Annotated in this window: 23 protein-coding genes; 22 read left to right on the top strand and 1 reads right to left on the bottom strand. The window is 58.1% G+C overall.

What is annotated here, in order from left to right:
* Positions 1-393 precede the first annotated feature (393 nt).
* Genes QZH36_RS11110 through tssC form a run of 9 tightly spaced genes read left to right on the top strand, consistent with a single transcriptional unit; the run spans position 394 to position 11,407 of the window.
* Positions 394-891, top strand: a complete 498-nt coding sequence (locus QZH36_RS11110; RefSeq protein WP_253455525.1) for an SH3 domain-containing protein — start codon at positions 394-396, stop codon at positions 889-891.
* A 32-nt stretch (positions 892-923) separates the two neighbouring features.
* A complete protein-coding gene (gene tssJ, locus QZH36_RS11105; RefSeq protein WP_445235124.1) occupies positions 924-1,415 on the top strand; it encodes a type VI secretion system lipoprotein TssJ in 492 nt (163 codons plus the stop codon).
* A 24-nt stretch (positions 1,416-1,439) separates the two neighbouring features.
* The gene (tssK, locus tag QZH36_RS11100) at positions 1,440-2,780 is read left to right on the top strand and encodes a type VI secretion system baseplate subunit TssK (RefSeq protein WP_301730220.1); all 1,341 of its coding nucleotides are present in this window, start codon (positions 1,440-1,442) and stop codon (positions 2,778-2,780) included.
* Between the two features lie 17 nt (positions 2,781-2,797).
* Complete coding sequence (locus QZH36_RS11095; RefSeq protein WP_253455519.1) at positions 2,798-4,030, top strand: DotU family type VI secretion system protein; 1,233 nt, start codon at positions 2,798-2,800, stop codon at positions 4,028-4,030.
* A 3-nt stretch (positions 4,031-4,033) separates the two neighbouring features.
* On the top strand, positions 4,034-7,630 hold the full coding sequence (gene tssM, locus QZH36_RS11090) for a type VI secretion system membrane subunit TssM (protein WP_301730219.1): 3,597 nt from the start codon (positions 4,034-4,036) through the stop codon (positions 7,628-7,630).
* Positions 7,631-7,644: 14 nt separating this feature from the next.
* Complete coding sequence (gene tagF, locus QZH36_RS11085) at positions 7,645-8,331, top strand: type VI secretion system-associated protein TagF (protein WP_301730218.1); 687 nt, start codon at positions 7,645-7,647, stop codon at positions 8,329-8,331.
* A gap of 9 nt (positions 8,332-8,340) precedes the next feature.
* A complete protein-coding gene (gene tssA / locus QZH36_RS11080) occupies positions 8,341-9,348 on the top strand; it encodes a type VI secretion system protein TssA (protein WP_301253426.1) in 1,008 nt (335 codons plus the stop codon).
* A 26-nt stretch (positions 9,349-9,374) separates the two neighbouring features.
* On the top strand, positions 9,375-9,911 hold the full coding sequence (gene tssB, locus QZH36_RS11075; RefSeq protein WP_253455511.1) for a type VI secretion system contractile sheath small subunit: 537 nt from the start codon (positions 9,375-9,377) through the stop codon (positions 9,909-9,911).
* The gene (gene tssC / locus QZH36_RS11070) at positions 9,911-11,407 is read left to right on the top strand and encodes a type VI secretion system contractile sheath large subunit (protein WP_253455508.1); all 1,497 of its coding nucleotides are present in this window, start codon (positions 9,911-9,913) and stop codon (positions 11,405-11,407) included. The genes tssB and tssC overlap by 1 nt, the downstream gene beginning before the upstream one ends.
* 84 nt (positions 11,408-11,491) lie before the next feature.
* On the opposite strand, the gene QZH36_RS11065 is transcribed toward tssC, so the two are convergent.
* Complete coding sequence (locus tag QZH36_RS11065) at positions 11,492-11,704, bottom strand: hypothetical protein (RefSeq protein ID WP_253455506.1); 213 nt, start codon at positions 11,702-11,704, stop codon at positions 11,492-11,494.
* 257 nt (positions 11,705-11,961) lie between these two features.
* Here QZH36_RS11065 and QZH36_RS11060 point away from each other — a divergent pair, with 257 nt between their 5' ends.
* The 13 genes from QZH36_RS11060 (at position 11,962) to tssG (ending at position 24,555) form a co-directional block, all read left to right on the top strand.
* The gene (locus tag QZH36_RS11060) at positions 11,962-12,444 is read left to right on the top strand and encodes an Hcp family type VI secretion system effector (protein WP_253455505.1); all 483 of its coding nucleotides are present in this window, start codon (positions 11,962-11,964) and stop codon (positions 12,442-12,444) included.
* A gap of 107 nt (positions 12,445-12,551) precedes the next feature.
* On the top strand, positions 12,552-13,421 hold the full coding sequence (locus QZH36_RS11055) for a DUF8812 domain-containing protein (protein ID WP_253455504.1): 870 nt from the start codon (positions 12,552-12,554) through the stop codon (positions 13,419-13,421).
* 12 nt (positions 13,422-13,433) lie between these two features.
* The gene (locus QZH36_RS11050) at positions 13,434-13,835 is read left to right on the top strand and encodes a lysozyme inhibitor LprI family protein (RefSeq protein ID WP_301730216.1); all 402 of its coding nucleotides are present in this window, start codon (positions 13,434-13,436) and stop codon (positions 13,833-13,835) included.
* A 559-nt stretch (positions 13,836-14,394) separates the two neighbouring features.
* Positions 14,395-14,685, top strand: coding sequence for a hypothetical protein (locus QZH36_RS11045; protein ID WP_301730215.1), 291 nt, complete (start codon positions 14,395-14,397; stop codon positions 14,683-14,685).
* Between the two features lie 211 nt (positions 14,686-14,896).
* Positions 14,897-15,241 (top strand): hypothetical protein, encoded by a 345-nt coding sequence (locus tag QZH36_RS11040; RefSeq protein WP_301253421.1) that lies wholly within the window; start codon positions 14,897-14,899, stop codon positions 15,239-15,241.
* Positions 15,242-15,466: 225 nt separating this feature from the next.
* A complete protein-coding gene (locus QZH36_RS11035; protein ID WP_301730214.1) occupies positions 15,467-16,318 on the top strand; it encodes a hypothetical protein in 852 nt (283 codons plus the stop codon).
* 124 nt (positions 16,319-16,442) lie between these two features.
* Complete coding sequence (gene tagH, locus QZH36_RS11030) at positions 16,443-18,428, top strand: type VI secretion system-associated FHA domain protein TagH (protein WP_301730213.1); 1,986 nt, start codon at positions 16,443-16,445, stop codon at positions 18,426-18,428.
* Entirely contained in the window at positions 18,428-19,219 is a 792-nt protein-coding gene (locus tag QZH36_RS11025) for a PP2C family protein-serine/threonine phosphatase (protein ID WP_301730212.1), read from the top strand. The genes tagH and QZH36_RS11025 overlap by 1 nt, the downstream gene beginning before the upstream one ends.
* A gap of 18 nt (positions 19,220-19,237) precedes the next feature.
* Positions 19,238-20,254, top strand: coding sequence for a hypothetical protein (locus QZH36_RS11020; protein ID WP_301730211.1), 1,017 nt, complete (start codon positions 19,238-19,240; stop codon positions 20,252-20,254).
* Between the two features lie 21 nt (positions 20,255-20,275).
* Complete coding sequence (locus QZH36_RS11015; RefSeq protein ID WP_253455488.1) at positions 20,276-21,085, top strand: type VI secretion system accessory protein TagJ; 810 nt, start codon at positions 20,276-20,278, stop codon at positions 21,083-21,085.
* Positions 21,078-21,629: a type VI secretion system baseplate subunit TssE gene (tssE, locus tag QZH36_RS11010; protein WP_125290453.1), complete on the top strand. Its 552-nt coding sequence runs from the start codon at positions 21,078-21,080 to the stop codon at positions 21,627-21,629. The genes QZH36_RS11015 and tssE overlap by 8 nt, the downstream gene beginning before the upstream one ends.
* A 2-nt stretch (positions 21,630-21,631) precedes the next feature.
* On the top strand, positions 21,632-23,509 hold the full coding sequence (tssF, locus tag QZH36_RS11005; RefSeq protein ID WP_301730210.1) for a type VI secretion system baseplate subunit TssF: 1,878 nt from the start codon (positions 21,632-21,634) through the stop codon (positions 23,507-23,509).
* The gene (gene tssG / locus QZH36_RS11000; RefSeq protein WP_301253415.1) at positions 23,506-24,555 is read left to right on the top strand and encodes a type VI secretion system baseplate subunit TssG; all 1,050 of its coding nucleotides are present in this window, start codon (positions 23,506-23,508) and stop codon (positions 24,553-24,555) included. The genes tssF and tssG overlap by 4 nt, the downstream gene beginning before the upstream one ends.
* Positions 24,556-24,672: the final 117 nt, after the last annotated feature.

Here is a 24,672-nt window from a genome sequence, read left to right as displayed (position 1 = left end):
TGCCTTTTTTGTCCGCATAATTGCTGCGGATAATCAATAAAGAAAATCTGAAAAAATGGTTATCTGAACGGTTAATTTCCAGCCGGATTGAGCGCGGCAGGCCGCAAAAAATTGCTGAATGCCCAGCTTTAAATGGTGCTATAACACGGCCAGCGCCTGTTTTAATCGTCGGCTTGCTTAATAATTAATCCGCTAACCAGACGTTGTTCTCCCGCTGGCGGGTAAACAGAAACGCTTCGGTTGTGTTAACCATTGTACTAATCGGGCGCGGCGGGGGCTGTTTTTCCACGTGGTGCGGCCAGCCAATAGCAGACTTTTGCTTCAGGCCTGTCCGGGCCGCTTCCCGTCGCGCTTTCGCGCACGCCTTTTTAAACAGAAATCATGAGGACCCGGGTGAAAATTCGAATTGCACTAAGCCTGCTTTTTGTTCTGACTGTGGCGGGATGTAAGGCGCCGCCGCCGCCAATGACCGACGATACGATCGTTTCCAGCACCGTTGACGGCGTGAAGCTGACCTATCGTCATGCGGTGCAGCCGCCGCTCTCCTTCACCCCGGTGAACGAGGAGTATCGGGCGCTTTACGCCGCTTCGGTGATGACGCGTCCTGACTTCGGCGGCAAGCTGGTCAGCCATCTGGAAAACGGCAAGCCCTATACCGTGCTTGGCTCGGTGGAGAACAACTGGTTCGCCATCGCCGAAAGCGGAGAAGAGCAGCTGATTGGTTACGTGCCGCTGCGCGCCGTGGTGAAAAGCGACCTTTACGATAAAACCGTAAAAGCCGATGCCCGCCGCAAACGCGTTCGCGCGCCGACGAAAAAGACCTGCGTTGCGGTGGATGGCGACAGCAAAGCCTGCCAGAACAGCAACAGCGGAACCTGGGTAATCGACTAATCCGGTAGCTAATAATCCAGTAGCTAATAATCATGAACAGAAACGTTTTGCGCCTGAGCTTTCAGGCGCTTTTCCTGATGGCATTCAGCGTGCTGACAGGCTGCACTTCGCACAGCGTACCTTCTCACTACAGCCTGGCGTTCAGGCACCCTTCGCAGATTAATCACGGCGCGCCGCTTAAGGTGCGCGTATTGCTGCTGCGGTCCGACGCCGATTTCCTGTCCGCCGATTTTTATTCGCTGCAAAACAAAACGGGCGCCCTGCTGGGCGGCGCGTTGCTGAACAGCGAACAACTCTTCCTGATGCCCGGAAAAAGCGCCGACACCCTGAGCGGGCCGTTGTCGGCCGAGGCTCGCTATATAGGCGTGCTTGCAGAATACCAGTCGCTCGACGGCAAAAAGTGGCGCCTTGCGCTGCCTTTGCCGTCCGGCGCGGACGCCAGCACGATCTGGCAGCAGACGGACAGCCTGCTGCAGGCCACCCTCATCGCTAACGACAGCGGACTCCTTGCCGTCAGTCACTGACGCCAGCCTGAAAACGGAAGCCTTATGAACAAAGCAGAAAAAGTGGTCTGGACCGAAGGCATGTTCCTGCGCCCGCATCATTTTCAGCAGGCGGAAAGCTATCAGCAAAGCCTGCTGAATCAGTGGGGCCAGGCGCAGCGGCCCTATATGTGGGGCTTTCTCGACTACGAAATTGACGAGGCGCTGCTGCGCCAGGGCAAAGTCGCCCTCAGTTCGGCCAGCGGCCTGCTGCCCGACGGCACCTTCTTCTCGTTTCATGACGGCAAAAACGGCCCGCCGCCGCTGGCGATACCGGACGGTCAGGGCAGCGAAAAAGTGCTGCTGGCGCTGCCCGCGCGTCGCAACGGCCGCGACGAGGTAATTTTCAGCGAAACCGCCGACTCGCTGGCACGCTATATCACGTTTGAGCAAGAGGTGGACGACTGCAACGCGCTATCGGTCAGCCCGGCCGCCGTGCAGTTTGGCAAGCTGCGCCTGCGCCTGATGCTGGAAAGCGAGCTGAGCGCCGAATGGACGGCGATGGCCGTGGTAAAAGTGCTGGAGAAGCGCAGCAATCAGGTGCGGCTGGAAAGCGGCTATATTCCACCGATGCTGAACTGCGGCGCCAGCCCGCAGCTTAGCGACTACCTCAACGATATGCCGGGCCTGTTGCAGCAGCGCAGCCAGCAGATCGGCCAGCGGCTCCAGCAGCCGGGGCGTTTCAATACTGCGGATATGGTCGACTTTATGCTGCTGGCGCTGGTTAACCACCATCTGGGCCACGTCAGCCACCTGAAAAACCTGCCGCTGCTGCACCCGGAAACGCTGTTCGCCAGCTGGCTGGCGTTTGCCTGCGAGCTGGCGACCTACACGCCGCAGCGTTTCCCGGACGCTTCGCTGCCGGTTTACGACCATGACGATTTGGCTCGCTGCTTTGGCAGGCTGATGCTGATGCTGCGTCAGGGGCTGTCGCAGGTGCTGGAAGAAAATGCCGTGCAGCTGCCGTTGACCGAACGCTCGCACGGCCTGAACGTGGCGACGGTGCCGACCAGCTCGATGGTGCGCGAGTTCGGCTTTGTGCTGGCGGTGCGCGCCAGCGTGCCCGCCGATACGCTGCTGACCCACTTCCCCGCGCAGATGAAAGTCGCGCCGGTGACAAAAATCCGCGATCTGGTGCAGCTACAGCTGCCGGGCATGATCCTGCGCCCGATGTCGGTCGCGCCGCCGCAGATCCCGTGGCACGCCGGCTACAGCTATTTCGAACTGGATAAGGGCAGCGAGCTTTGGCAGGAAATGGAAAAGTCCGGCACCTTCGCGCTTCATCTGGCCGGTGATTTTCCCGGCCTCGCCATGGAATTCTGGGCCATTCGTAGTCATTCCGCCTGACGTCAGGAGCAAGAGACATGCAGCAACGACAGGCCGCCGCACAGGGCGACATTTTTTCGGGCGCGAGCAGCGTTAACCCGCTGGTTGCGGCGGCAAATCCCCTACTGAATGCAATCCCGCAGATCCGCCACTCGGTGACGCACGCCGATCCTGGCGGTCTGCGCCAGCGTCTGATCGATGAAATCCGCCAGTTTGAAATGCACTGCCAGCGCGCCGGGCTGCCTTACGAGGTGATTATTGGCGCGCGCTACTGCCTGTGCACTGCTATCGACGAAGCGGCGGCGCTGACGCCGTGGGGCAGCGCCGCCTGGCCGGGGCAGGGCCTGCTGGTGACCTTTCATAATGAAACCTGGGGCGGCGAGAAGTTTTTCCAGCTGCTGGCCAAGCTGTCGCAGAATCCGCGCGAACAGATTGCGCTGCTGGAGCTGATTAACTACTGCCTGCAGCTGGGATTTGAAGGGCGCTATCGCGTGCTGGATAACGGCCGTTCGCAGCTGGAGACGATCAAAAGCCGCCTGCTGCAAATGATCCGTTCGGTGCGTGGCGGCTATCCGCCGCCGCTGTCGCCACATCCGGAAGATCATCCGGTCACGCGCAGGCTGTGGCGTCCGGTTGTGCCGCTGTGGGCCTGCGCCGCGCTGGTGGGCCTGCTGGCCTGTCTGCTCTACATTCTGCTGAACTGGCGGCTGAGCGATGCGACCAGTCCGGTGCTGGCCTCGGTCTATCAGACCTCGCTGCCGGAAGTAACCATTCACAATCCCGCGCCGCCCGCGCCCGCTGCGCTGAACCTGAAAGCCTTCCTGAAGCCGGAAATCGACGAGGGGCTGGTGTCGGTGAAAGACGAAGCGGATCAAAGCGTGGTGACGCTGAAAGGCGATGGCCTGTTTACCTCCGGCTCCACAACCGTGCGCGGCCGCTATGAAGAGGTGCTGGATCGCATTGCTCAGGCGATGAACAACGTCAGCGGCCGCATTCTGGTGATTGGCTACAGCGACAACGTGCCGATCCGCAGCGCCCGCTTCGCCTCTAATTACGAGCTGTCGCTGGCAAGAGCGAAATCGGTGCAGGAACGGCTACAGCAGACGCTGAGCCAGCCCGCGCGCGTGAAGGCGGAAGGGCGCGGTGAAACCAATCCGCTGGTACCGAACACCACCGCCGCCAACCGGGCGCGCAATCGCCGTGTGGATATCACGCTGCTGGTTTCCCCTGACAACACCCGCGCGGAACTGACGTCGCAGCAAGGAAATTAACGGATGATGAATATTCTGTTTGCCATTATGACCAACCGGCTGATGTGGGGCTTTCTCGGCATTACCGCGCTGTCATTCATTATCTGGGTGATCGGGCCGGTTTTCTCTATCGTCGACTCGCGGCCGCTGGAGCCGGAAGTCAATCGCCAGATCAGTATCGCGCTGCTTTATATCGCCTGGGGCCTGAGCAACGTGGTGCCGCGTCTTTACAACGCCTGGCTGAACCGCAAGCTGATGGGCAGTTTGAATCCGGCCACGGAGGAGGACGATCCGAACGTCAAGCGTTTGACCAGCGAAGATCGCGTGCTGGCGGAGCGCTTTACCGAAGCCGCCGAGCTGTTGAAAAAAGCGCATTTCAGCCGCGCGGGCAACCGTCGCTGGACGCAGCGCTTCAGCCGTCAGTATCTTTACCAGCTGCCGTGGTATGTGATTATCGGCGCGCCCGGCGCGGGGAAAACCACCGCGCTGGCGAATTCCGGCCTGCAATTTCCGCTGGCCGACCGCTTCGGCAAAGCCGCGCTGCGCGGTATCGGCGGCACGCGCAACTGCGACTGGTGGTTTACCAACGAGGCGGTGCTGCTGGATACGGCGGGCCGCTACACCACGCAGGAGAGCGAGCGGCAGCAGGACGCCAGCGAGTGGAGCAAATTTATCGATCTGCTGCGCAAGTATCGCGGGCGCCAGCCGGTCAACGGCGTGATCGTCACCGTCAGCGTCTCTGATCTGATGACCCAGTCTGCGGAAGCCTCGCGTCAGCAGGCGCTGTCGCTGCGCCAGCGCTTGATGGAGCTGCACGAACAGCTGGGCATTCGCTTTCCGGTTTACGTGCTGGTAACCAAAACCGATCTGCTGAAAGGCTTTAACGCCTATTTCAGCAAGTTCGATAAGGCGCAGCGCGATCAGGTCTGGGGCTTCACCTTTCCGTGGGAGCGTGCGAAACAGGCCGATTTCGATCTGCCCGGCGCTTTCACGCAGGAATACGCGCTGCTGCAACAGCGGCTGGACGCGGGCCTGCCGGATACGCTGATCCAGGAAAGCGATGCCCAAACCCGTGCGGAAAGCTATCTGTTCCCGCAGGAGTTCGCGGCGCTGCGTCCGCTGCTTAACGACTATCTGGAGACGGTATTCAGCCGTTCCAACTTCGAAACGCAGTTTTCGCCGCGCGGCATCTACTTCGCCAGCGGCACCCAGGAAGGCCTGCCGTTTGACCGGGTAATGGGCGAGCTGAGCCGCACGCTTCAGCTGCCAGAGTCCGACAGCGGCAACAGCGGCGCCTGGGATAAGGTGGATAAGGCCGCGCCTATTCCCGGCAACAAAGGTCAGAGCTTCTTCTTAAAGGATCTGCTGCAGAACGTGATCTTTCAGGAAGCGGGCCTGGCGGGCAGCAACCGCTGGTGGGAGCTGCGTAACCGCGCGGTGCTCTGGTCTGGCTACGTGCTGCTGCTGGGTGCGCTGATCGTCGCCACGCTGCTGTGGAGCACAAGCTACCGCAACAACAAGGCCTGGCTGGCGGAAGTGCAGGCGAAGGTGCCGGAAATCAACGCGCTGGGCCAGAATTTGCAGACGGCCGATCTCTGGTCGCTGCTGCCTTACCTGAACGGCGTGCTGCATCTGCCGGACAGCGCCGATTTTGACCTTAACGATCCGCCGATTACGCGCCGCATGGGGCTGTACCGTGGCGAAGAGGTCAGCGACGCCACCCAGGCGCTTTACCAGAAAGCGCTGAAGCAGCTGGTGATGCCGCAGGTAGCGCAGCTTATTACCAGCTGGCTGCGCGCGGATAACGGCAGCGACGCGGACTACAGCTATGAAGCGCTGAAGGCTTATCAGATGCTCTATCAGCCGAAGCACTACGACGGCAAGTTCCTGCATGCCTGGGTAATGCTGAATATCGCGCGCAGCCAGCCGCAGAACGTCACCCAAGCGCAGATCAAACAGCTCGACTGGCATCTGGCGCAGCTGCTGGAGACGCAGATCCAGGCGTCGCCTTACGCAAAGGATGACGCCCTGGTAAAGCGCGAGCAGGCGCTCATCAATCAGATGCCGCTGTCGCAGCGCGTCTACGGTCGACTGAAGCGTCTGCTGGAGCGGGACGACAGCCTCAAGCCGGTTTCCCTGGCGCTGATGGGCGGCCCGCAGAGCGAGCTGGTCTTTTCCCGCAAAAGCGGCAAGGCGATTAGCGAAGGCATTCCGGGCCTGTTTACGCCAGAGGGCTACTGGAACAGCTTTGATAAAAATATCGCTGCCGTCACCAAATCGCTGCACGACGACGATCGCTGGGTGCTGAGCGAGACGGTGCAGAGCGAAACGCAGCAGCAGATCGATTACGCCGTGCGCCAGCGCTATATGAGCGACTATATGCGCCAGTGGGACGGGCTGTTGCAGGATATCCAGCTGAACAACAGCGCGGATCTGTCGCAGCGCATTAACGCGGCACGTCTGCTTTCCGGCAATAACTCGCCGCTGCGCAAGCTGGTGATTAATCTCAGTCACTATCTGGTACTGGATAAGGCCGCGCCGGAAGCAGGCAAGGAAGAGGCGAGCAAGGAGAGCGCCAGCAGCACGCTGGATGCGCTGTTCCACGCGCGTCAGGCGGCCACGGCAGCCAGCCAGCAGCAGCAGACGCCGGAGCAGTCAGTAACCGCTCACTTTGCTCCTGTTACCGAGCTGGCGCAGCCGCTGGAGAAGGGGGGTAAAACCATCGCCTTTGACGATTTCCTGCATCAGATTGACGATCTCTATCGTTACCTCACCGCCGTGCAGGACGCGGCCAACAGCGGAATGCCGCCGCCGACCGGCGAAGCCATCAGCCGTTTGCAGGCCAGCGCAGGGCGGTTACCCGGCTCGTTGCAGACCATGTTTACCAGCATGGCGGTGGGCGCCAGCAGCGATACGCAGCGCCGCGATTTAGACAATATCCGCAAGCGCATCAACGTTGAGGTCGGCAGCTTCTGTCGCCAGGCGATTGCCGGACGCTATCCGCTTTCGCATTCGGCACGGGCGGAAGTGACGCCGGACGATCTGGCGCGCATGTTCGCGCCGGGCAGCGGGCTGATGGACAGCTTTTTCCGCGACAACCTGGCAAACAAGGTTGATACCACCCAGGCCAGCTGGCGCTTTATGCCCGGCATTGACGGCAAAACGCTGCCGGGCGGCGAAAGCGTGCTGCGGCCTTTTCAGCAGGCGCAGAGCATTCGCGACGCCTTTTTCGCCAACGGCGCGACCACGCCTTCTTACCGCGTGACGGTGCGCACCGGCCAGATGGATAACGATATTCTGACCATGACGCTGGATGTGGACGGGCAGCTGCTGCAATACAGCCACGGCCCGCAGGCGGTACAGCTGATGAGCTGGCCCGGCCCCGGCGGCACCAGCCAGGTGCGCATGCAGCTTGGCCTCGCCAACGGCACCACGGCAACGCTGGTCACCAACGGCGCCTGGGCGCTGAACCGGTTCTTCGACCGCGCGCAGCTCTCCGCAGGCGGTAGCAGCCTTAGCCGTCAGGCCTCTTTTAACGTCAGCGGCCACCACGTGACGCTGGAATTTACGCCGAACAGCATTCGTAACCCGTTCCAGCTGCCCGGTTTCGCCTGCCCATGAGCCGGGAGAACAACATGAGTCAGACGCCCGCACTCTGCTGGTATGGAAAGCTGCCGAGCGGCGGCGATTTTTTAAAGCGTCGTTTCCCGGACGCGCTGCTGGCGCAGTGGTCGCACTGGTTTCAGGTCGGGCTGCTGCATCGCCAGGAAAACACCGAGAGCGAACGGCAGTTTGCCGATGCGCCGGTCTGGAACTTTGTGGTGCCGCCGATGCTGGGCAGCCAGCAGATCCAGATGGGCTGCCTGGTGCCCTCGCGCGACAGCGTTGGCCGGCTTTATCCGCTTTGCGCGCTGATAACCTTTTCGCCGCAGAGCTGGACGCAGGCGCAGCTGGCGCTGGCGGGCGACTGGTATCAGCAGCTGGGCCGCATCCTGCTGAACGCCGTACGTGAAGGTTGGTCGTCGGCACAGCTCGACGGCGCGCTGCTGGCGCTGAACCTGCCGCAGCCGCAGCAGTCGGCCATTCTTGACGCTATCGGCTATCAGGAACAGAGGGTGACGCTGAGCTGGCGACGCGCTTCCGACTGTTTCGATCCGCAGCACTACACCAGCTTCTGGTGGACGAATCAGGCCGACGGCAAGCCGCTTTATACCCACGTGCACAGCGGCAACTTCACCGGCCAGCTGTTTTCGATGCTGTTCGATCCGGCCGCTGGCGCAAAGCCTGGCCGCCACGGTCTTTATCCGCCGATGTTCGAGTAAGGAACTGCCATGAATCTTGACGAGCTACTAGCCCCCATCAGCAGCGATCGGCCGTGCGGGGAAAACCTGGAATATGACGCCGACTATATGGCGATGGAGCAGGCCAGCGCGGGCAAAGCCGAGCAGCAGTTTGGCGACACCATCATTCCCGCTGAACCGGCGGACTGGAACAAGGTGGCGAAGCTGGCGGGCAGCCTGCTGACGCGCAGCAAAGATCTGCGCGTGATGCTGGCGCTGACCCAGGCCTGGACCCAGCTGCGAGGCTTAAGCGGCTACGCCGACGGCTTACAGCTGATCAAGCAGTCGCTGCTGCTCTACTGGGAGCCACTGTGGCCGGTACTGACCGAAGACGGCGACTACGATCCCTTTTACCGCATCAACGCGCTGGCGGCTTTAGGTGATAAGTCAGCGCTTACTACGGCTTTGCGCCAGTCGCTGCTGCTGCGTAACGCCGCCGATCAGCTTTCTCTGCGCGACGCCTGTGCGCTGCTGGACGGCAGCAAAAGCGAGTGCGACGAGTTTCCCGGCGGTCGCGCAAGGCTGCTGGACGAGCTGGCCCGGAGCGAACAACCGGGCATTGTCGCTATTCGCAGCATAAGTGAGCGGTTACAAACCATTCGTGAAACGCTGATGGAGCACCTGGGCGAAAGCGGCGTGCCGGAAATGGCGCAGCTGTTGAAAACGGTCAATACCGTCGCGCAGGCCTGTGAAATGACCGACGTCAGCGCTCTGCTCCCGCAGGCCGCCAGCGAAGAGGCGGAAAGCGCCCCGACGCAGCAACCGGCCAGGACGACGCAGACCGACTGGCGCAGCGTGCAGCCCGCATCGCGCGCCGATGCGCAGCTGATGCTGGAAAAGGTGAAACAGTATTTTGTGCAGCACGAACCCAGCCATCCGGCGCCGCTGATGATCGACCGCGTACAGCGCATGATCGAGATGGACTTTATGAGCATTATCCGCGACCTGGCGCCGGACGGCGTGCATCAGCTGGAAAACATTTTCGGGCGTCACGACTGAGGCGTCCTGACTAATCGCGCATACCAATGGAGAACATTATGGCTAGTAAATCCAGCGGGCAGAAATTTATCGCCCGTAACCGCGCGCCGCGCGTACAGATCGAGTATGACGTGGAGATCTACGGCGCAGAACGCAAAATCGAACTGCCTTTTGTGATGGGCGTGATGGCCGATCTGGTCGGCAAGCCGGTCGATAACCTGCCGTCGGTCGACGAACGCAAATTTATGGATATCGACGTCGATAACTTTGACGAGCGCATGAAGGCGCTGAAGCCGCGCGTGGCTTTCCAGGCGCAAAACACGCTGACCGGCGAAGGCAATCTGAACATCGATCTGACCTTCAACAGCATGGAAGATTTTTCGCCGGACGCGGTGGCACGCAACGTCGAGCCGCTGAACAAGCTGCTGGATGCGCGTACCCAGCTTTCCAACCTGCTGACCTATATGGACGGCAAAAACGGCGCGGAAGAGCTGATTGCCAAAATCCTCAAGGATCCGACGCTGCTGCAATCTCTCAGCCACCTGCCAAAGCAGGATGACGCGGCTAAAGAAGGAGAGCAGTAATGACCAATCCTTCCCAGCTTGAGCAGCAGGGCCAGCAGGCCTGGAGCCAGGATGAATTCAGCTCGCTGCTGAACAAAGAGTTCCGCCCGAAAACCGACTCTGCGCGCACGGCGGTGGAAAGCGCGGTGAAAACCCTGGCGCAGCAGGCGCTGGAAAACACCGTTACCGCTTCTGACGACGCTTACCGTACCATTCAGGCGCTGATTGCCGAGATTGACGAGAAGCTGTCTAAGCAGGTCAACCAGATTATTCATCACGAAGATTTCCAGCAGCTGGAAGGCGCCTGGCGCGGCCTGAGCCATCTGGTGAATAACACCGAAACCGACGAGATGCTGAAAATCCGCTTTATGAGCATCTCGAAGAAAGAGCTGGGCCGCACGCTGAAGCGCTACAAAGGCGTTGGCTGGGATCAAAGCCCGATCTTCAAGAAAATCTACGAAGAAGAGTATGGTCAGTTCGGCGGCGAGCCGTTCGGCTGCCTGGTAGGCGACTACTACTTCGATCACAGCCCGCAGGACGTGGAGCTGCTGGGCGAGATGGCGCGTATCGGCGCGGCTTCGCACTGTCCGTTTATCACCGGCACCGCGCCGGAAGTGATGCAGATGGAGTCCTGGCAGGAGCTGGCGAACCCGCGCGACCTGACCAAAATCTTCCAGAACAGCGAGTATGCTGCCTGGCGCAGCCTGCGTGAATCGGAAGATGCGCGCTACCTGGGCCTGGTGATGCCGCGCTTCCTGTCGCGTCTGCCTTACGGCATCCGCAGCAACCCGGTCGACAGCTTCGACTTTGAGGAAGAAACCGAGGGCGCGAACCACGGCAACTACACCTGGGCGAACGCCGCTTACGCAATGGCGGCCAACATCAATCGCTCTTTCAAAGAGTTTGGCTGGTGTACGGCGATCCGTGGCGTGGAATCCGGCGGCGCGGTGGAAAATCTGCCTTGCCACACTTTCCCGAGCGACGACGGCGGCGTGGACATGAAGTGCCCGACCGAAATCGCCATCAGCGACCGTCGCGAGGCCGAGCTGGCGAAAAATGGCTTTATGCCGCTGGTACACCGCAAAAACTCCGATTTCGCCGCCTTTATCGGCGCGCAGTCGTTGCAGAAGCCGACCGAGTATCACGATCCGGACGCCACCGCCAACGCACGTCTGGCCGCGCGCCTGCCGTACCTGTTTGCCTGCTGCCGCTTTGCGCATTATCTGAAGTGCATCGTGCGCGACAAGATCGGTTCCTTCCGCGAGCGCGAAGAGATGGAGCGCTGGCTGAACGACTGGGTGATGAACTACGTGGATGGCGATCCGGCCAACTCCTCGCAGGAAACCAAATCCCGCAAGCCGCTGGCTTCCGCCGAGGTGCTGGTGGAAGAGCTGGAAGATAATCCGGGCTATTACGCCGCAAAATTCTTCCTGCGTCCGCACTACCAGCTGGAAGGCCTGACCGTGTCGCTGCGTCTGGTCTCTAAGCTGCCTTCGCTGAAAAGCGATGATGCTTAAAGGCTGAAGGGAGAGCTTACCGCTGGATGCTGGCGGAAGGTAAGGCGGCTCCCTTTATAAGCTGATTAATTAAAGCTAAAGCGGTCAACGTGCTTTTTTGGCCGCTTTCCTTATCAAAAAACAGAAGCCCAGGCAGAGCGCGGTGAACAGCAGTTCACCCGAAAGAAAGCCTGAGGCGTTTATATCAAAATTTTCATAGCGGGCTACCAGCCAGATGCCGCTGGCAAGCGTGAACAGAGCATAGATGGACAGCGCTAAAAAAATAACGCTGAGTAATGACAAAAAAGTTTTTTTCATTATTTAACGCTGACCTTTTAAGTGAAGCGCCATGTGATAAGTCTCTAATTTATATCTGCCAATGCTATCTGTAAATTTAATTTATTCCGCTGTGATTTCCTCTTCCCGGAAAAAATAAATTTACGTCCTGGCGACGGGTTAAAAGATTTCTGTACGGTCGGCTGCAAGATCGTCGGAAAAAAGACAAAAAGCATGCCTTTTTGTCTGTCGCTGCTTTGTCAAAAGCAAAATTGTCCATCAAAAAAGAGTAGAAAATAATGGCTATTGATATGTTTATGAAGGTAGACGGTGTAACCGGCGAGTCGAAAGACTCTAACCACAAAGGCTGGACCGATATCACTTCTTTCTCCTGGGGCGCCTCTCAGCCGGGCAATATGTCTGTTGGCGGCGGCGGCGGTGCCGGTAAAGTTAACTTTAACGACCTGCACGTTGAAGCGCTGATCGACAAGTCCACCACCGCGCTGCTGAAGAACTGTGCAAGCGGCAAGCACATCGCCAAAGTTGAGCTGTCCGTATGCAAAGCTGGCGGCACTCAGGTTGAATACACCCGCATTACGCTGGAAGACGTGCTGGTGACTAACGTGCAGTACGTTGGTGCTGATAACGGCGACACCGTAGGCATGAGCTACTCCTTCCAGGCTTCCAAAGTGAAGCAGCAGTACTGGGAGCAGAGTTCTTCCGGCGGTAAAGGCGCAGAAAGCAGCGCTGGCTGGAATATCAAAGAAAATAAAGAAGCTTAATGCTATTGAAGCAATTTCCTTGCGGGGAAATTGCTTTTATCACTTGATATCATTCAATTACCTCATAGGGTGCCTTGATAATATCAAAATTAAATAAGGAGATTTTGATGGGTATCTCTTTTTCTGTTGGTCAGGGGGCAAAAAATAACCCCAATGATGTAAAACTGATCCAACAGCTATTGCAAAAAAATGGATTTAATAACCTGCGGGCCGATGGTGTGTTTGGGCCAAAAACGCTTGATGCAATCAAAAGCTATCAGGCAAAGTTTCTTAAACACCCTGATGGCGTAGTCGATGCAAACGGCAGAACTTTCAGGAAATTGTTAGCCGGAAACTCACAAGGGTCACCATCCGGGGATCCGCAGGAAAACCGACATTTGAATTCTGGTCGTTTGACCGTCAGTGCTGGCCAGGTGACATTTAACGCTGAAGGAAATGATAATCCCCATAGCAGCTACTTCAGCCGTCATCTGCATTGGCCTAAAGGCGTTTCTGGTGTAACTATTGGCCGGGGCTACGATATGGGCGGTCGTACTCAAGAGACGATTTTCCTTGATTTGACCCGGGCGGGCGTACCCGCCGATCAGGCAGAGCTAATGTCGCAGGGAAGAAAGTTAACTGGCGTAACGGCTGAACGCTTCGTTAACAACCATCGGAACGAATGTGGCATCATTTCACGAGAAGCACAGGCTCGCTTGTTTGAGTTGATATATCCAAATTATGTGTCCAGGGCAAAAGCTGTTTACCTGAGCAAAACCGCTAATTTTCCTGAACGAACCAGTTGGGAAGCGTTAAAAAACCCAATCAGAGAAATTGCAGTGGATTTTGTCTATCAGGGTTTGGGTTTTGAAAGGACAATGAAAGCCTGCATGTCCAATGACTACGACACGTTGATTAATTTTATTGAAACCAACGCTCAGGTGCAAAGTTATGAGGGTGGCCGTCAAAGGGCTAACTACCTGAGAAAAAACAGATAATTAGGAAATGATATGAAAAAGAAAGCGTTAGCTGTTGCAGCGATTGGCTTGCTGGCATTGAGTGGTTCTGCCCTTGCGATGGAAGACTGTTCAAAAAAGACCAGCGATCCTGAAGTTTTTACCTGTGCTGAAAATAACCGCGCCGTAGCTGAAAAGAGCTTAAATAAAGAATATTCAGAAGCAAAAAAACGTATTGAGGCAACTTTTTCTGACGAGCCAGAAGTAAAGAAAAATTATCTTCCTGTGTTTCTGGAAGCTCAGCGTGGCTGGCTAAAATATCGTGACAATCAGTGTAAAATGTTTGCACATGTCGCCGCAGAAAATAGTAATCCTTATGCAGTATTTACTAATAATTGCATTGCAAAGCTTGATGAGCAAAGAAGCAAAGAACTCAAAGAAATACCTTATGATTAATTTGTCGTATTGATCCCGCTACGACCATTCCCCATCAATACGCTGGTGTAGATAATGACGTTACCGCAGGCAGGCAGCTTTCGGCGGTAAAGGCGCTGGCTGGAATACCAAAGAGAGTAAATAATCTTAATGGTATTGCAATCTCCTCTTTGAAAAGATTGCCTGTCTGACTAATCGAAAAAATGGAAGGTCAAGCGTAAAAAACTACAGTAAATTTTCGGTAAGTACGGTAGGCGGAATCGCTGGTGGCTGTGGCGCTACAGTTGCAGCGGCACCAGCTTGTCTTGCGACAGGCGCTGCTACAGCGGGTGTTGGCGGGCTGGTTTGCGGTATTGTAGCGGCGACCGCTGGTGGTATGGCCGGTGGCTATATTGGTGATAAAGCAGCTGGCACTATGGGTGATGGCATTAACTACCTCCTTTATAAAGGGGAATAAAATGGACTGGCTTTATTTTCTAATATGCATGGAAGTTACGCTTTTTATCTTTCTCGTTAGTTCTCTTTTTTATCTTTATTTTTTTATAAGAGAAATTCAAATAAATTAGAAAGTTCATTCCAGTTGTTGATAAATAAAGGTCACCTCACTAATGAGGATTATGCTTTTTATGATTCTTTAGGGTTTTGGGGGTTTGGATTTAAAATTTCTATTTTAAATATGTTATTAAAGGGAAAGCGCGTTAAGGTTAAGGATGGACGCTATCTTGATTATCAGGCCAGAACGTATCTTGTTAAAAACGCTGATAATGATCTGCGCTGGATTAGTTCATTTTATAATATATTTAAGGTTCAAATTTTAATAACAATTTCTTTCTTGGCTTGTGTTTTTATTACCAGCAAAATGGGTGTTTAGTTGGCGCTATAAACGCCCGCCAGCATTTCAAATCATGCATTTATTGCAAGGTTTAATAATTAACGTTCTGAATACCTGAAAAAGTTGATAGCTATTATAGTGAGTATGAATTTCATTCTCAGCTTTCAGGTTATAAGACTATCGTTTTTAAGGCAAAACATGCTGTCTGACAGACTACGACCAGAAGCAGCAGGATAGAATATTAAAAATAATGAAAATCTTAAAACTAACTCTTTTTGTTCTCTTTCCAGGGATAAGTTTTTACGCCACGGCCACCAGCACAGCGGAGTCAGCAGTTATACAGGTTGAAAATACCGTTGAGAAAAACAAGCTGGTGACGGACGCCAACTGCGTTAACTACCTGCTAACGGCAGACGCTGAACCTGGTCTGGATCTGATCGACGTAGTGGAAAAGCACGGCGGCGATTGTCCGGGCGATCCCGAGACGCAGCACAGATTATTCAGCGTTTATGTCGATCAGAAAACCAGGCAGATGATCAGCGATAAAGACGATCCGGCAGAGGGCGATTTCACCTTTTTACCACCTGCCGAATAAATGTCGGTGAATGTTCTCTCTTCACCTTGATCCGCTATAAAAATATAAATTTAAGCCACATGTGGTTTTCTTACGTAGGTTGCCTGAGCAGAAAGATACTGCGCTAAAAATTAGATTAAGGTGATAACTATCTGTTTAGCGTAATCGCCTGACTGGTCATGTATTTAATACATCAAAGCAATAATTTATATATCGCTATGCCTTAATTTTTTACCGGAACTCAGCATGAAACGCCTTTTACTCTCTCTTGCCTTATTAACCAACATCGCCGTCGCCAGCCCGCATCTGGTCACGGCAGATGCGGATACGTTTGCGCCTGAACTGGCGCAAAAAGCCCTGTCGCTGGATATCGCTGGCGCAGAGCCGTTCGGCCAGCAGACCTTTGCCGTACGGGATAGCGGCCATTTACTGGGCGTGATGGTGCCGGGCAAAGGTCTGCTGCGGGCCGATATGAACGCCTGCTTTATTGGCTGGTCGCGCGATGGTGAAAGCCTGACAAACCTGGTGCCGACCATTGGCTTCAATCGTTTTGACGGCGAAGCGTGCGAAGACGTGAAAGGCGTGGGCGTAATTTCCTCGCCTGGCGACCGTGAGGTGAAAATCGCTGTGATTTATACCGCCACCACGCTGGTAGAAACCTCGCTGGTTGCGGTGGTGCTGGCGTACGATCCCCAGTCCCGCTCGCTGCTGGTCGATAATGCGCTGTCGCAAAGAGTGAATAATGCGTCAATAGACAGCGTGCCGAAAATTCGTCGCTTTTATGCGGCGCATCCTGCCAATACGGCCACCTTTGACAGCAAAAAATATCTGGCCCGTATTACGGCCTGGTGCGAAGAAGGCAATGTTGACTGCAATGACGTCACGTTGGACTCCAGAAGCAAGCTCAATGGGAAAGGCATATTGCTGCAGGGCAAAACCGTTAATGTGCACTGCCCGGAAGTTTGCGATTTTCGCGGATACGCTTTTGAAAACGCTGATTATACATACACCTTTATCACCAATGACTTTGAACGCTGGACAATGAATATCAGCAAGGGCGACCAGGTGACAGACAGCGTCGAAGGCACGATGCGCTGACGAAACCGTCGTCCTGTTTAAAGCTGTCGGGATAGCGCAATCCATGCCGGGCAGCAATCAGTTTCAACGCCCGCCGGGTCTACCGGCGCGGCCCGAACGCCGAAATCCAACGCAGGAAAACGTGATGCGATTTACGATAATAGCGACCAAAGCTGGCCAGCAGCCGCCGCAGAGCAGCTGCGACTTTCTGCCGCCGGGCGGCACTATCGGCCGTGGCGCCGACAACAACCTGGTGCTGCCGGACGATGACCGCACCATTTCCCGCCTGCAGGCCATTGTGCATATCACGGCCGACGGCGAATGCCGCATTACCAATCGCGGCAACGTGACGCTGGTGCACCTGAACGATATTCCGCTGGAGCGGGGTCGGCAGGTGGATTTGCAGGATGGCGACATCCTTAGCATTGATGAGTACCGTTTACAGGTCAGCGAACTCAACGTGGCGGCGCAGCCCGTGGCAAGACCCGCGCCGGTTGCCCGACCGGCCGCGCCGCCGCAGGAAAGCGCGCCTGCCGCCATTCCCAGTGAAATCTGGGACAGCCTGGCGCAGGAATTTTCCATCAGCGACAACCTGTCCAGCCGCAGCAGGCCCGCGCCAGCCGGATCGGATCCTCTGACGGAAAAAGCGCAGGATCGTAACCCGGTCGATCCGCTGGCGCAGTTTGCCGATAAGCCAGCGCCGCAGCTGGATCGTCGGGATCGCACGTCTGACTCTCTGTTCAGCAGCGAGTCGCTGTTCGATCGGCAAAGCATTTTTGACGACAGCACGCCGGGCACGTTGACGCAGCCGCAGCAGGACAAAAAGCAGCAGCTGGATCCGATGGCGCTGTTCGGCAGCGGCAACAGCACACCCGCCGACGGCGACGATCCGCTGGGGCTGATGATGGGCAACGCCGTCCCGCTGACGCCGGTGGATGAACCGCAGCAGAAGCGGCCACAGACTGCGTTTGTGCCGCCGGCACCAAAGGCGCTGGACAGCCAGCCGCAGACGATCGGCAGGCCAACAAGCAATCCGCAGACGGCTGACGATCTCAGCAAGTCGCCGCTGTTTGGCGAAAACCCGCAGGCCGCTGACGATCTCAGTAAATCACCGCTGTTTGATACAAACCCGCAGGCCGCTGACGATCTCAGCAAGTCACCGCTGTTTGGCGAAAACCCGCAGGCCGCTGACGATCTCAGCAAGTCACCGTTGTTTGATACAAACCCGCAGGCCGCTGACGATCTCAGCAAGTCGCCGCTGTTTGCTGAACTGCCGCAAAGCGATACGGATCGCAGCCAGCCTCCGCATTTTGCTGAAAACCCGGCGAGCGACGCCGATTTCAGCGAGCCCACCGCCGCCGCGCGGCCGCCGCAGCAGGAGTACGGCGGCATCACGCTGCCGACGCCGCAGGCCGTTGCGCGCAGCACTACGCCGCCGCCAAAAGGCCGTCTGCGCATCGATCCGGTCGCCAATACGGCTTCGCAACAGCACAGCGCTTCCGGCGACGGTCAGCGGCTGGACGGCGAGCTGCTGGAGGCGCTGATCGGCGGCATGGGGCTGAACGATCTACAGCCGACGCCGCGCTTTGACCGCGACGCGATGCAGGAGCTGGGCCAAATGCTCAGCATGTTCTCGCAGGGAACGGTGGCGCTGCTCTCCTCCCGCTCGATCCTCAAGCGCGGCGTAAAAGCGGAAATGACGGTGATCCTCGACGAGGCCAACAACCCGTTTAAGCTGCTGCCTTCCGGTAAATCGGTGCTGATGCAGATGTTCGGCAGCCGGATGCCGGGTTTTATGCCGCCTAAGCAGTCGGTGCGCGATGCGCTGGTCGATTTACAGGCGCATCAGCTGGGCATGATCGCCGGGATCCGCGCGATTATCGCTTCGATGCTGCAATCCTTTAACCCGCAGCAGCTGGAAGAAGAAGCGCGCGAAGAGGGCGCCATCTCTCGCCTGTCGCTGCCCAACAGCCGTAAAGCCGCGCTGTGGGAGCACTTCGCCAAACGCTACGGTGAAACGGCGGGCGAAATTGAGGATGACTTCCATACGCTGTTTGGCGAAGCCTTCCTGCACGCCTACGACATGGAAGTGAACCAGTACAAAGATTCTCAAATCAGATCGGAAGAATGATGAATATCACCATTGCCTCTATGTCGCACCAGGGCGCTCGCGAAAGCAACCAGGATCAGACCGGCGAGCGCATCGGCGAACGCTCGGCCTGCTTCGTGGTCTGCGACGGGGTGGCGGGGCTGCCCGGCGGCGACGTCGCGGCGGCGCTGGCGCGCGATACCATTCTCCAGCGCTTTGACGGCGAGCGACACCTGGACGCACAAAGTATTCGCCGCTACGTTAACGACGCCAACCACGCAATTCGCCAGCAGCAGGCGATCGGCGACCATAAGCGCATGGGCACCACCCTGGTGAGCTTGTTTATCGATCGCGATTTCGACCTGGCCTACTGGGCGCACGCGGGCGACAGCCGCCTTTATCTGTTCCGACGCGGCTACCTTTATCACGTCACCACCGATCACAGCCTGGTGCAGCAGATGAAGGACGCCGGTCACCAGACCGAAGGCATCAACGGCAATCTGCTCTATTTTGCGCTCGGCATGGGCGATGAGGAGCGCGACGCCAGCTACAGCGACGTGGTCGAGATCGAAGACGGCGACGCCTTCCTGCTTTGCACCGACGGGTTCTGGCACGGGCTTTCGCAGGAAAACATGCAGGAGTCGCTGCATATGGTGAATACGCCGGACGAATGGCTGACGCTGATGCAGCAGGTTATCCGCAAAAACGAGCGGCAGGCCGCCGCCAGCCAGGACAATTACAGCGCCGTCGCCGTCTGGGTCGGCGATCCGCAGGACACCACGCTGCTGCATTCGCTGGAAGCCGCAGCGCAGTTTTTCCCTCTTCGTGATTAAAATAAGGCTTTAACCCACATGAAATATTGGCTAACGGGTGTCACCCTGCTGATTGCATCCGGTGCCTGGGCACAGGATTACCGCGTCGTCACCGCTAAATCGCTGCAAATGGATGTCTGGCTCGATAACGTTAAAGATCAGAAGCCTGCCAGCTGGTGCAAGCGCGATGTTGCGCTGCGCATCGTGGCCAACGGTGATAAAGATCCGGCGAAGGTAAACGAGCTGCTGCCGCAGGTCGCGGGCCTGATGTCGCACAGCTGCGCGAAAATAGCCACGTTTCAATGGCAGCTGACCGACAGCAACGGCAAAGCGCTGGCGCACGGCAGCGCCGCTAAAGCGCAGGGCTGGCAAAGCAAAATAGAGGCGCAAACGCCAGCGGCCACGCCGGTACAGGCGGCAACACCCACCGTGCCGGTTCAGGCCGCACCGACAGAAACCGCGCCAGCCGCCGCGCCGGTTAAGGCAGAAGATCTATCGCCGCCGGCGGATACCACGCCGTGGATCCAGTTCAGTCTGCTGGACGGCTGCCACTTCCGCACCTGGTGGAATAACGCCAGCCAGGCCAGCGCGCTGTTTGTGCCTGCGAAAGGCGGCGTGACCTGCGGCAGCGACGGCTGGCTCAGCGGCGACAGCCAGCTAACGCAGCTGGGCAAAGGCGGCGCCAAAAGCCGTCAGGTCAGCTTCGTGCAGGGTTTCCCGGTTTCCGGGCTGAACGGCAAAGCGATTGGTCGCGATACGCAGATCACCACCGTCAACAACGAGCGTATGGTGCTGAGCGACGAGCGTTCGCCGCAGAGCTGGATGATCGTGCCTTACGCGCCCGCGCTGAACGGCTGGCAGGCTGACGGCACCGTGGTGGTGGCGATAAGCCAGCAGGAAGCCAGCGATGCAAGTATCCTGAAGGCGCGCCTGGACGAAGTCCGTAAGGTCTGGTCGCCCTATCTGGCCGACGGCGCGGTGATCGTCAAGCTGGTGGATGAAATCCATCCGCAGCTGAAAGATCCGGCCGCCGGTGCTTACCGGACGCTTAACTGACCCCTGTGCCCGAGGAAAGCTATGAAATCTCTGACTCAACTGATGTCCGGCGCCACGCTGTTGGAAACTCTGGCGCGCGTCGAAAGCGATATCAAAAGCCGCCCGGCGGATGCCGACCTGCGCGCCGCCTTCGTACAGCTGCTCTGTCTGGCGGGCCACTGGCCGCGCGCCAAAACCCAGCTGAAATCCTGGCTGGCCTTAAAGCCGCAGGCAAAGCCCACGGTTACGCTGCTGGAGCAGGCCATTACGGCAGAAATCCAGCGAGCGGCGGTCTTTGAAGGCCTGGCGATGCCGAGAATGCCCGGCGAGGCGTTCGCCTGGGCGGAAGCGTTACTGAAGGCGCTGCGTAAGGAACATGCCGAAGAGGCCGATGAGTTACGCGCGGCGGCTTTTGCGGCGGCGCAGGCCAACCCGGCCCGCGTCACCATGCAGGACGAGCAGACGCAGACCGTGGCATGGCTGATCGACGGCGACGGACGGCTCGGCCCGATCTGTGAGCTGATCGTTAACGGCCATTACACCTGGCTGCCGTTCGCCGCCGTGCGCGAAATGCGTTTTCAGCCGCCGGCGAGCGTCACCGATCTGGTCTGGCGGCACACGGCCGTCACGCTAATCGACGGCAGCGAACAGGTTTGCCAGCTGCCGGTGCGCTATCCGTTTGCCGATACGGCCGAAGACAACCTGCGGCTGGCCGCCGTCACCGAGTGGACGCCGCTGGACGACCAGCAGTTTATCGGCCACGGTCAGAAAACCTGGCTGAGCGAAGAGCAGGATTTTCCGCTGCTGAGCCTGGCGCATATTGTCTTTGCAGCGGAAGCCGACGATGAGTGACGGTCGCGATTTGCTGCACGGCGGTTTTCGCCAGCGCGGCAGGGAGACGATGACGGCGCGCGATAAAATGCAGCCGTCGCTGCTGGACAGGCTGACCGACAACGCGCCGGATAAGCCGCAGGAAGCCCCCGGCAGCCGCGTGATTTCGCACGCCACGCTGAAGCGTAACGTTCTGCGTGATTTGCAGTGGCTGTTTAACAGCATCAACAACGAAGCGCAGCAGGATCTTTCGCCGTTTCCGCACGTGCAGCGCTCCGCTTATAACTTTGGCGTTGCGCCGCTGGCCGGACAGCGTATGTCCGATATCGAACTGGCCGACATCCAGCGCAAAATCACCAACTCTATTTTGTACTTTGAGCCGCGCATTCTGCCGGCGGGGCTTCAGGTGCGCTGCATATCAGACACCAGCTCGCTCAGCCTGCACAACATGCTGTCGATTGAAATCAAAGGGCGGCTCTGGTGCGTGCCTTATCCGCTGGAGTTTCTGTTCCGCACCGATCTGGATTTAGAAAACGGCCATTTTGAACTGAAAGACGTAGGGTAATTATGGACAGCAAACTGCTCGATTATTACAACCGTGAACTGGCGTACCTGCGCGAAATGGGGGCGGAGTTCGCCGAACGCTATCCCAAAGTCGCCGGACGGCTGGGCATGAGCGGCATTGACGTGGCCGATCCCTATGTCGAGCGGTTGATGGAGGGCTTTGCCTTTCTGACCTCGCGCGTGCAGCTGAAAATGGACGCCGAGTTCCCGCGCTTTTCGCAGCGGATGCTGGAGATGATCGCGCCCAACTATCTTTCGCCCGTGCCTTCAATGGCGATTGCTGAACTGCATCCCGACGGTAAAAAAGGGGATATCAGCGGCGGTTTCATGGTGCCGCGCGGCACCATGATGGACAGCCAGATGCTGAAAAAAAGCGGCGTCACCTGTAGCTACGCCACGGCGCACGACGTGATGCTGCAACCGCTGCGCATCGCTCACGTGGAACTGGGCGGCGTGCCGGCGGATATCCCGCTTGGCAGCATGGGGCTGAGCCAGCGCGGTGCGGTCAGCGCGCTGCGTATCCGCCTTGAATGCTTTAGCGAAGTGGCGCTGAGCCATCTGACCCTGAAAGATCTGATGTTTTTTCTCAGCGGCCCGGACATTCAGGCGCAGCAGCTGCTGGAGCTGATGATGCAGCACACGGTCGGCAGCTTTTGCCAGACGGTGGAGCCGCAGCCGCAGCGGGTCGTGCTGGGCGACGACGCGCTGAAGCAGGAGGGCTTTGCGGCTAACCAGGCACTGCTGCCGGAAGATCTGCGCAACTTTGACGGTTACAGGCTGCTTCAGGAATATTTCGCTTTTCCTGCGCGCTTCCAGTTTGTCAGCATCAGCGGCCTGGGCGAGCTGCCTTCACGCTGTGGGCCAGAGGTAAAAGCCTTTGAGATCGTCCTGCTGCTGGACAAAGCCGACGCGGCGCTGGAGCGGACGATCGACAAAAGCCATCTGGCGCTGCACTGTACGCCGGTTATCAACCTGTTCCCGAAAACGGCGGAGCGGCAGAAAATCAGCGAAGGCGTGCATGAATACCATCTGGTGGTCGATAACATTCGTCCGCTCGACTACGAGATTTACTCGGTGCAGAAGCTGTACGCCACGGGCGACAGGCAGCAGGGCGAGCAGGTGTTCCGGCCTTTCTGGAGCACCTTCAGCCGTGACGAAGGCGACTACGGCGCTTATTTTTCGCTGCGCCGCGAGCAGCGCACGCTGTCTGAGCGCGCGCAGCGTTACGGTACGCGCACCGGCTATATCGGATCCGAAGTCTTTCTTTCGCTGGTGGATGAGCGCCAGTCGCCGTGGCGCGACGATCTGACCCATCTGACGGCAGAAGTTTTGTGCACCAGTCGCGATCTGCCGCTGATGCTGCTGGCGCAGGATCAGGGCAACTTTATGATGGCGGACTCGGTGCCGGTCAGCCAGCTGACGCTGCGCAAAGGCCCAACGCCGCCGCGTCCGGCGCTGGCGGAAGGCATGGCGACCTGGCGGCTGATCAGCCATTTGCAGCTGAATTATTTAAGCCTGATGGACAGCGATGACGGCCAGGGCGCCACGGCGCTGCGCCAGCTGCTGGGGCTGTATGCCAATCTGGCGGAAGCGCCGGTGGCCCGGCAGATTGAAGGCATTCGCCACTGTCGGCTCAAACCGGTCAGCCGTCGGGTGCCGGAACCCGGCCCGATCGTGTTCGCGCGCGGCATCGGCATTGAGCTGAGCGTCGACGAGCAGGCGTTTTCCGGCGCCAGCCCGTGGCTGCTGGGCAGCGTGCTGGAGCAGGTCTTCGCCAGGCTGGTCGCCATCAACAGCTTTACCGAGCTGACGCTGACCAGCCAGCAGCGCGGCGAGGTCGGCTACTGGCCCGCGCGCATGGGCAAAAGGGCGCTGATATGAACGTGTTGCGCATTCGCAAAACGCAGCGGCTGCCGGAGGCGTTCTGGTCGGGCGTGACGCAGGCACCGTGGCGCTACGACCTGTTTCAGCTGCTGCGCAGGCTGGACGCACAGGGCGGCGAGCGCTATCCGCTCGGCCGCGCGCCGCTGCCGCGCCATGAGCCGTTGCGCATCGGTCAGGAGCCGTCGCTGGCCTTCGCGCCCGCCACGCTGTCAAAGGCCGGCCCGCGCGACAACAGCTCGCTGCACGACATCTCAATTTTAAGCTTCGGCCTGTTTGGCCCGAACGGCCCGCTGCCGACGCACCTGACGGAGTACGCCCGCGAGCGCATTATTCATCATCAGGATCGCAGTATGTCGGCCTTTGCCGACCTGTTTCACCATCGGCTGACGCTGCTGTTTTACCGCGCCTGGGCCGACGCGCAGCCAACGGTATCGCTGGATCGGGAAGACAATCAGCGCTTCGATCGTTATCTGGCGAGCCTGATCGGCATGGGCCAGCCGGGCCAGCTGGCAAAAGGCAGCCTGAGCGATCACGCGCGCTTTGCGGTGGCCGGGCATTTAACCCGCCACGCGCGCGACGTCGAAGGCCTGCAAAAGATCCTCAGCCACTATTTTAAGGTGCCGGTCAGGCTGGTGGGAAACGTGCCGCACTGGCTGCCGATCGACAGCCGCGAGCGGGCGAAGCTGGGCGCGGGCCGACATGCGCCGAAGCTGGGCGAATCGATGTTTCTGGGCGTGGCGGTGCGTGACGTGCAGCATAAGTTCCGCATCGAGCTGGGGCCGATGCCGCTGGAAACCTATAACCGCTTTCTGCCGGGCGAGGCCTGGACTCTTGCGCTGCGCGACTGGGTACGGCAATACCTGGGCATTGAATATATCTGGGAGCTGAAGCTGATCCTGGCGGCGGAAGAGGCCAAAGGGATCCGGCCCGGCGACGCAACCCGGCTCGGCTTTAACAGCTGGCTCGGCCATTTAAAAAGCGGCGAGCCGCTGCGCGATCTGACCTTCAGCCCGGAACCGGCGGAGCAGGTCGCTGCCAGATAACGTTTTGTTAAAACCCGCACGACCTTGACAGAGAAAGTCACTTTTTCCGGCCGCCTTGCCGAACCGGGCCGCTCGCTTATCGGGCTTGTTCTTTACGGCTCTCTGTTTTAACCGTCA

The organism is Erwinia wuhanensis (genome assembly GCF_030484085.1).
Lineage (GTDB): Bacteria > Pseudomonadota > Gammaproteobacteria > Enterobacterales > Enterobacteriaceae > Erwinia > Erwinia aeris.
The sequence above is the reverse complement of the archived record's forward strand: the minus strand, read 5'-3'. Positions and strand labels throughout refer to the sequence as shown.

Bases quoted from the DNA above. Each gene is read 5' to 3' on its own strand.
- tssJ (WP_445235124.1), top strand. From the start codon at position 924: ATGAACAGAAACGTTTTGCGCCTGAGCTTTCAGGCGCTTTTCCTGATG.
- tssK (WP_301730220.1), top strand. From the start codon at position 1,440: ATGAACAAAGCAGAAAAAGTGGTCTGGACCGAAGGCATGTTCCTGCGC.
- QZH36_RS11095 (WP_253455519.1), top strand. From the start codon at position 2,798: ATGCAGCAACGACAGGCCGCCGCACAGGGCGACATTTTTTCGGGCGCG.
- tssM (WP_301730219.1), top strand. From the start codon at position 4,034: ATGATGAATATTCTGTTTGCCATTATGACCAACCGGCTGATGTGGGGC.
- tagF (WP_301730218.1), top strand. From the start codon at position 7,645: ATGAGTCAGACGCCCGCACTCTGCTGGTATGGAAAGCTGCCGAGCGGC.
- tssA (WP_301253426.1), top strand. From the start codon at position 8,341: ATGAATCTTGACGAGCTACTAGCCCCCATCAGCAGCGATCGGCCGTGC.
- tssB (WP_253455511.1), top strand. From the start codon at position 9,375: ATGGAGAACATTATGGCTAGTAAATCCAGCGGGCAGAAATTTATCGCC.
- tssC (WP_253455508.1), top strand. From the start codon at position 9,911: ATGACCAATCCTTCCCAGCTTGAGCAGCAGGGCCAGCAGGCCTGGAGC.
- QZH36_RS11065 (WP_253455506.1), bottom strand. From the start codon at position 11,704: ATGAAAAAAACTTTTTTGTCATTACTCAGCGTTATTTTTTTAGCGCTG.
- QZH36_RS11060 (WP_253455505.1), top strand. From the start codon at position 11,962: ATGGCTATTGATATGTTTATGAAGGTAGACGGTGTAACCGGCGAGTCG.
- QZH36_RS11055 (WP_253455504.1), top strand. From the start codon at position 12,552: ATGGGTATCTCTTTTTCTGTTGGTCAGGGGGCAAAAAATAACCCCAAT.
- QZH36_RS11050 (WP_301730216.1), top strand. From the start codon at position 13,434: ATGAAAAAGAAAGCGTTAGCTGTTGCAGCGATTGGCTTGCTGGCATTG.
- QZH36_RS11040 (WP_301253421.1), top strand. From the start codon at position 14,897: ATGAAAATCTTAAAACTAACTCTTTTTGTTCTCTTTCCAGGGATAAGT.
- QZH36_RS11035 (WP_301730214.1), top strand. From the start codon at position 15,467: ATGAAACGCCTTTTACTCTCTCTTGCCTTATTAACCAACATCGCCGTC.
- tagH (WP_301730213.1), top strand. From the start codon at position 16,443: ATGCGATTTACGATAATAGCGACCAAAGCTGGCCAGCAGCCGCCGCAG.
- QZH36_RS11025 (WP_301730212.1), top strand. From the start codon at position 18,428: ATGAATATCACCATTGCCTCTATGTCGCACCAGGGCGCTCGCGAAAGC.
- QZH36_RS11020 (WP_301730211.1), top strand. From the start codon at position 19,238: ATGAAATATTGGCTAACGGGTGTCACCCTGCTGATTGCATCCGGTGCC.
- QZH36_RS11015 (WP_253455488.1), top strand. From the start codon at position 20,276: ATGAAATCTCTGACTCAACTGATGTCCGGCGCCACGCTGTTGGAAACT.
- tssE (WP_125290453.1), top strand. From the start codon at position 21,078: ATGAGTGACGGTCGCGATTTGCTGCACGGCGGTTTTCGCCAGCGCGGC.
- tssF (WP_301730210.1), top strand. From the start codon at position 21,632: ATGGACAGCAAACTGCTCGATTATTACAACCGTGAACTGGCGTACCTG.
- tssG (WP_301253415.1), top strand. From the start codon at position 23,506: ATGAACGTGTTGCGCATTCGCAAAACGCAGCGGCTGCCGGAGGCGTTC.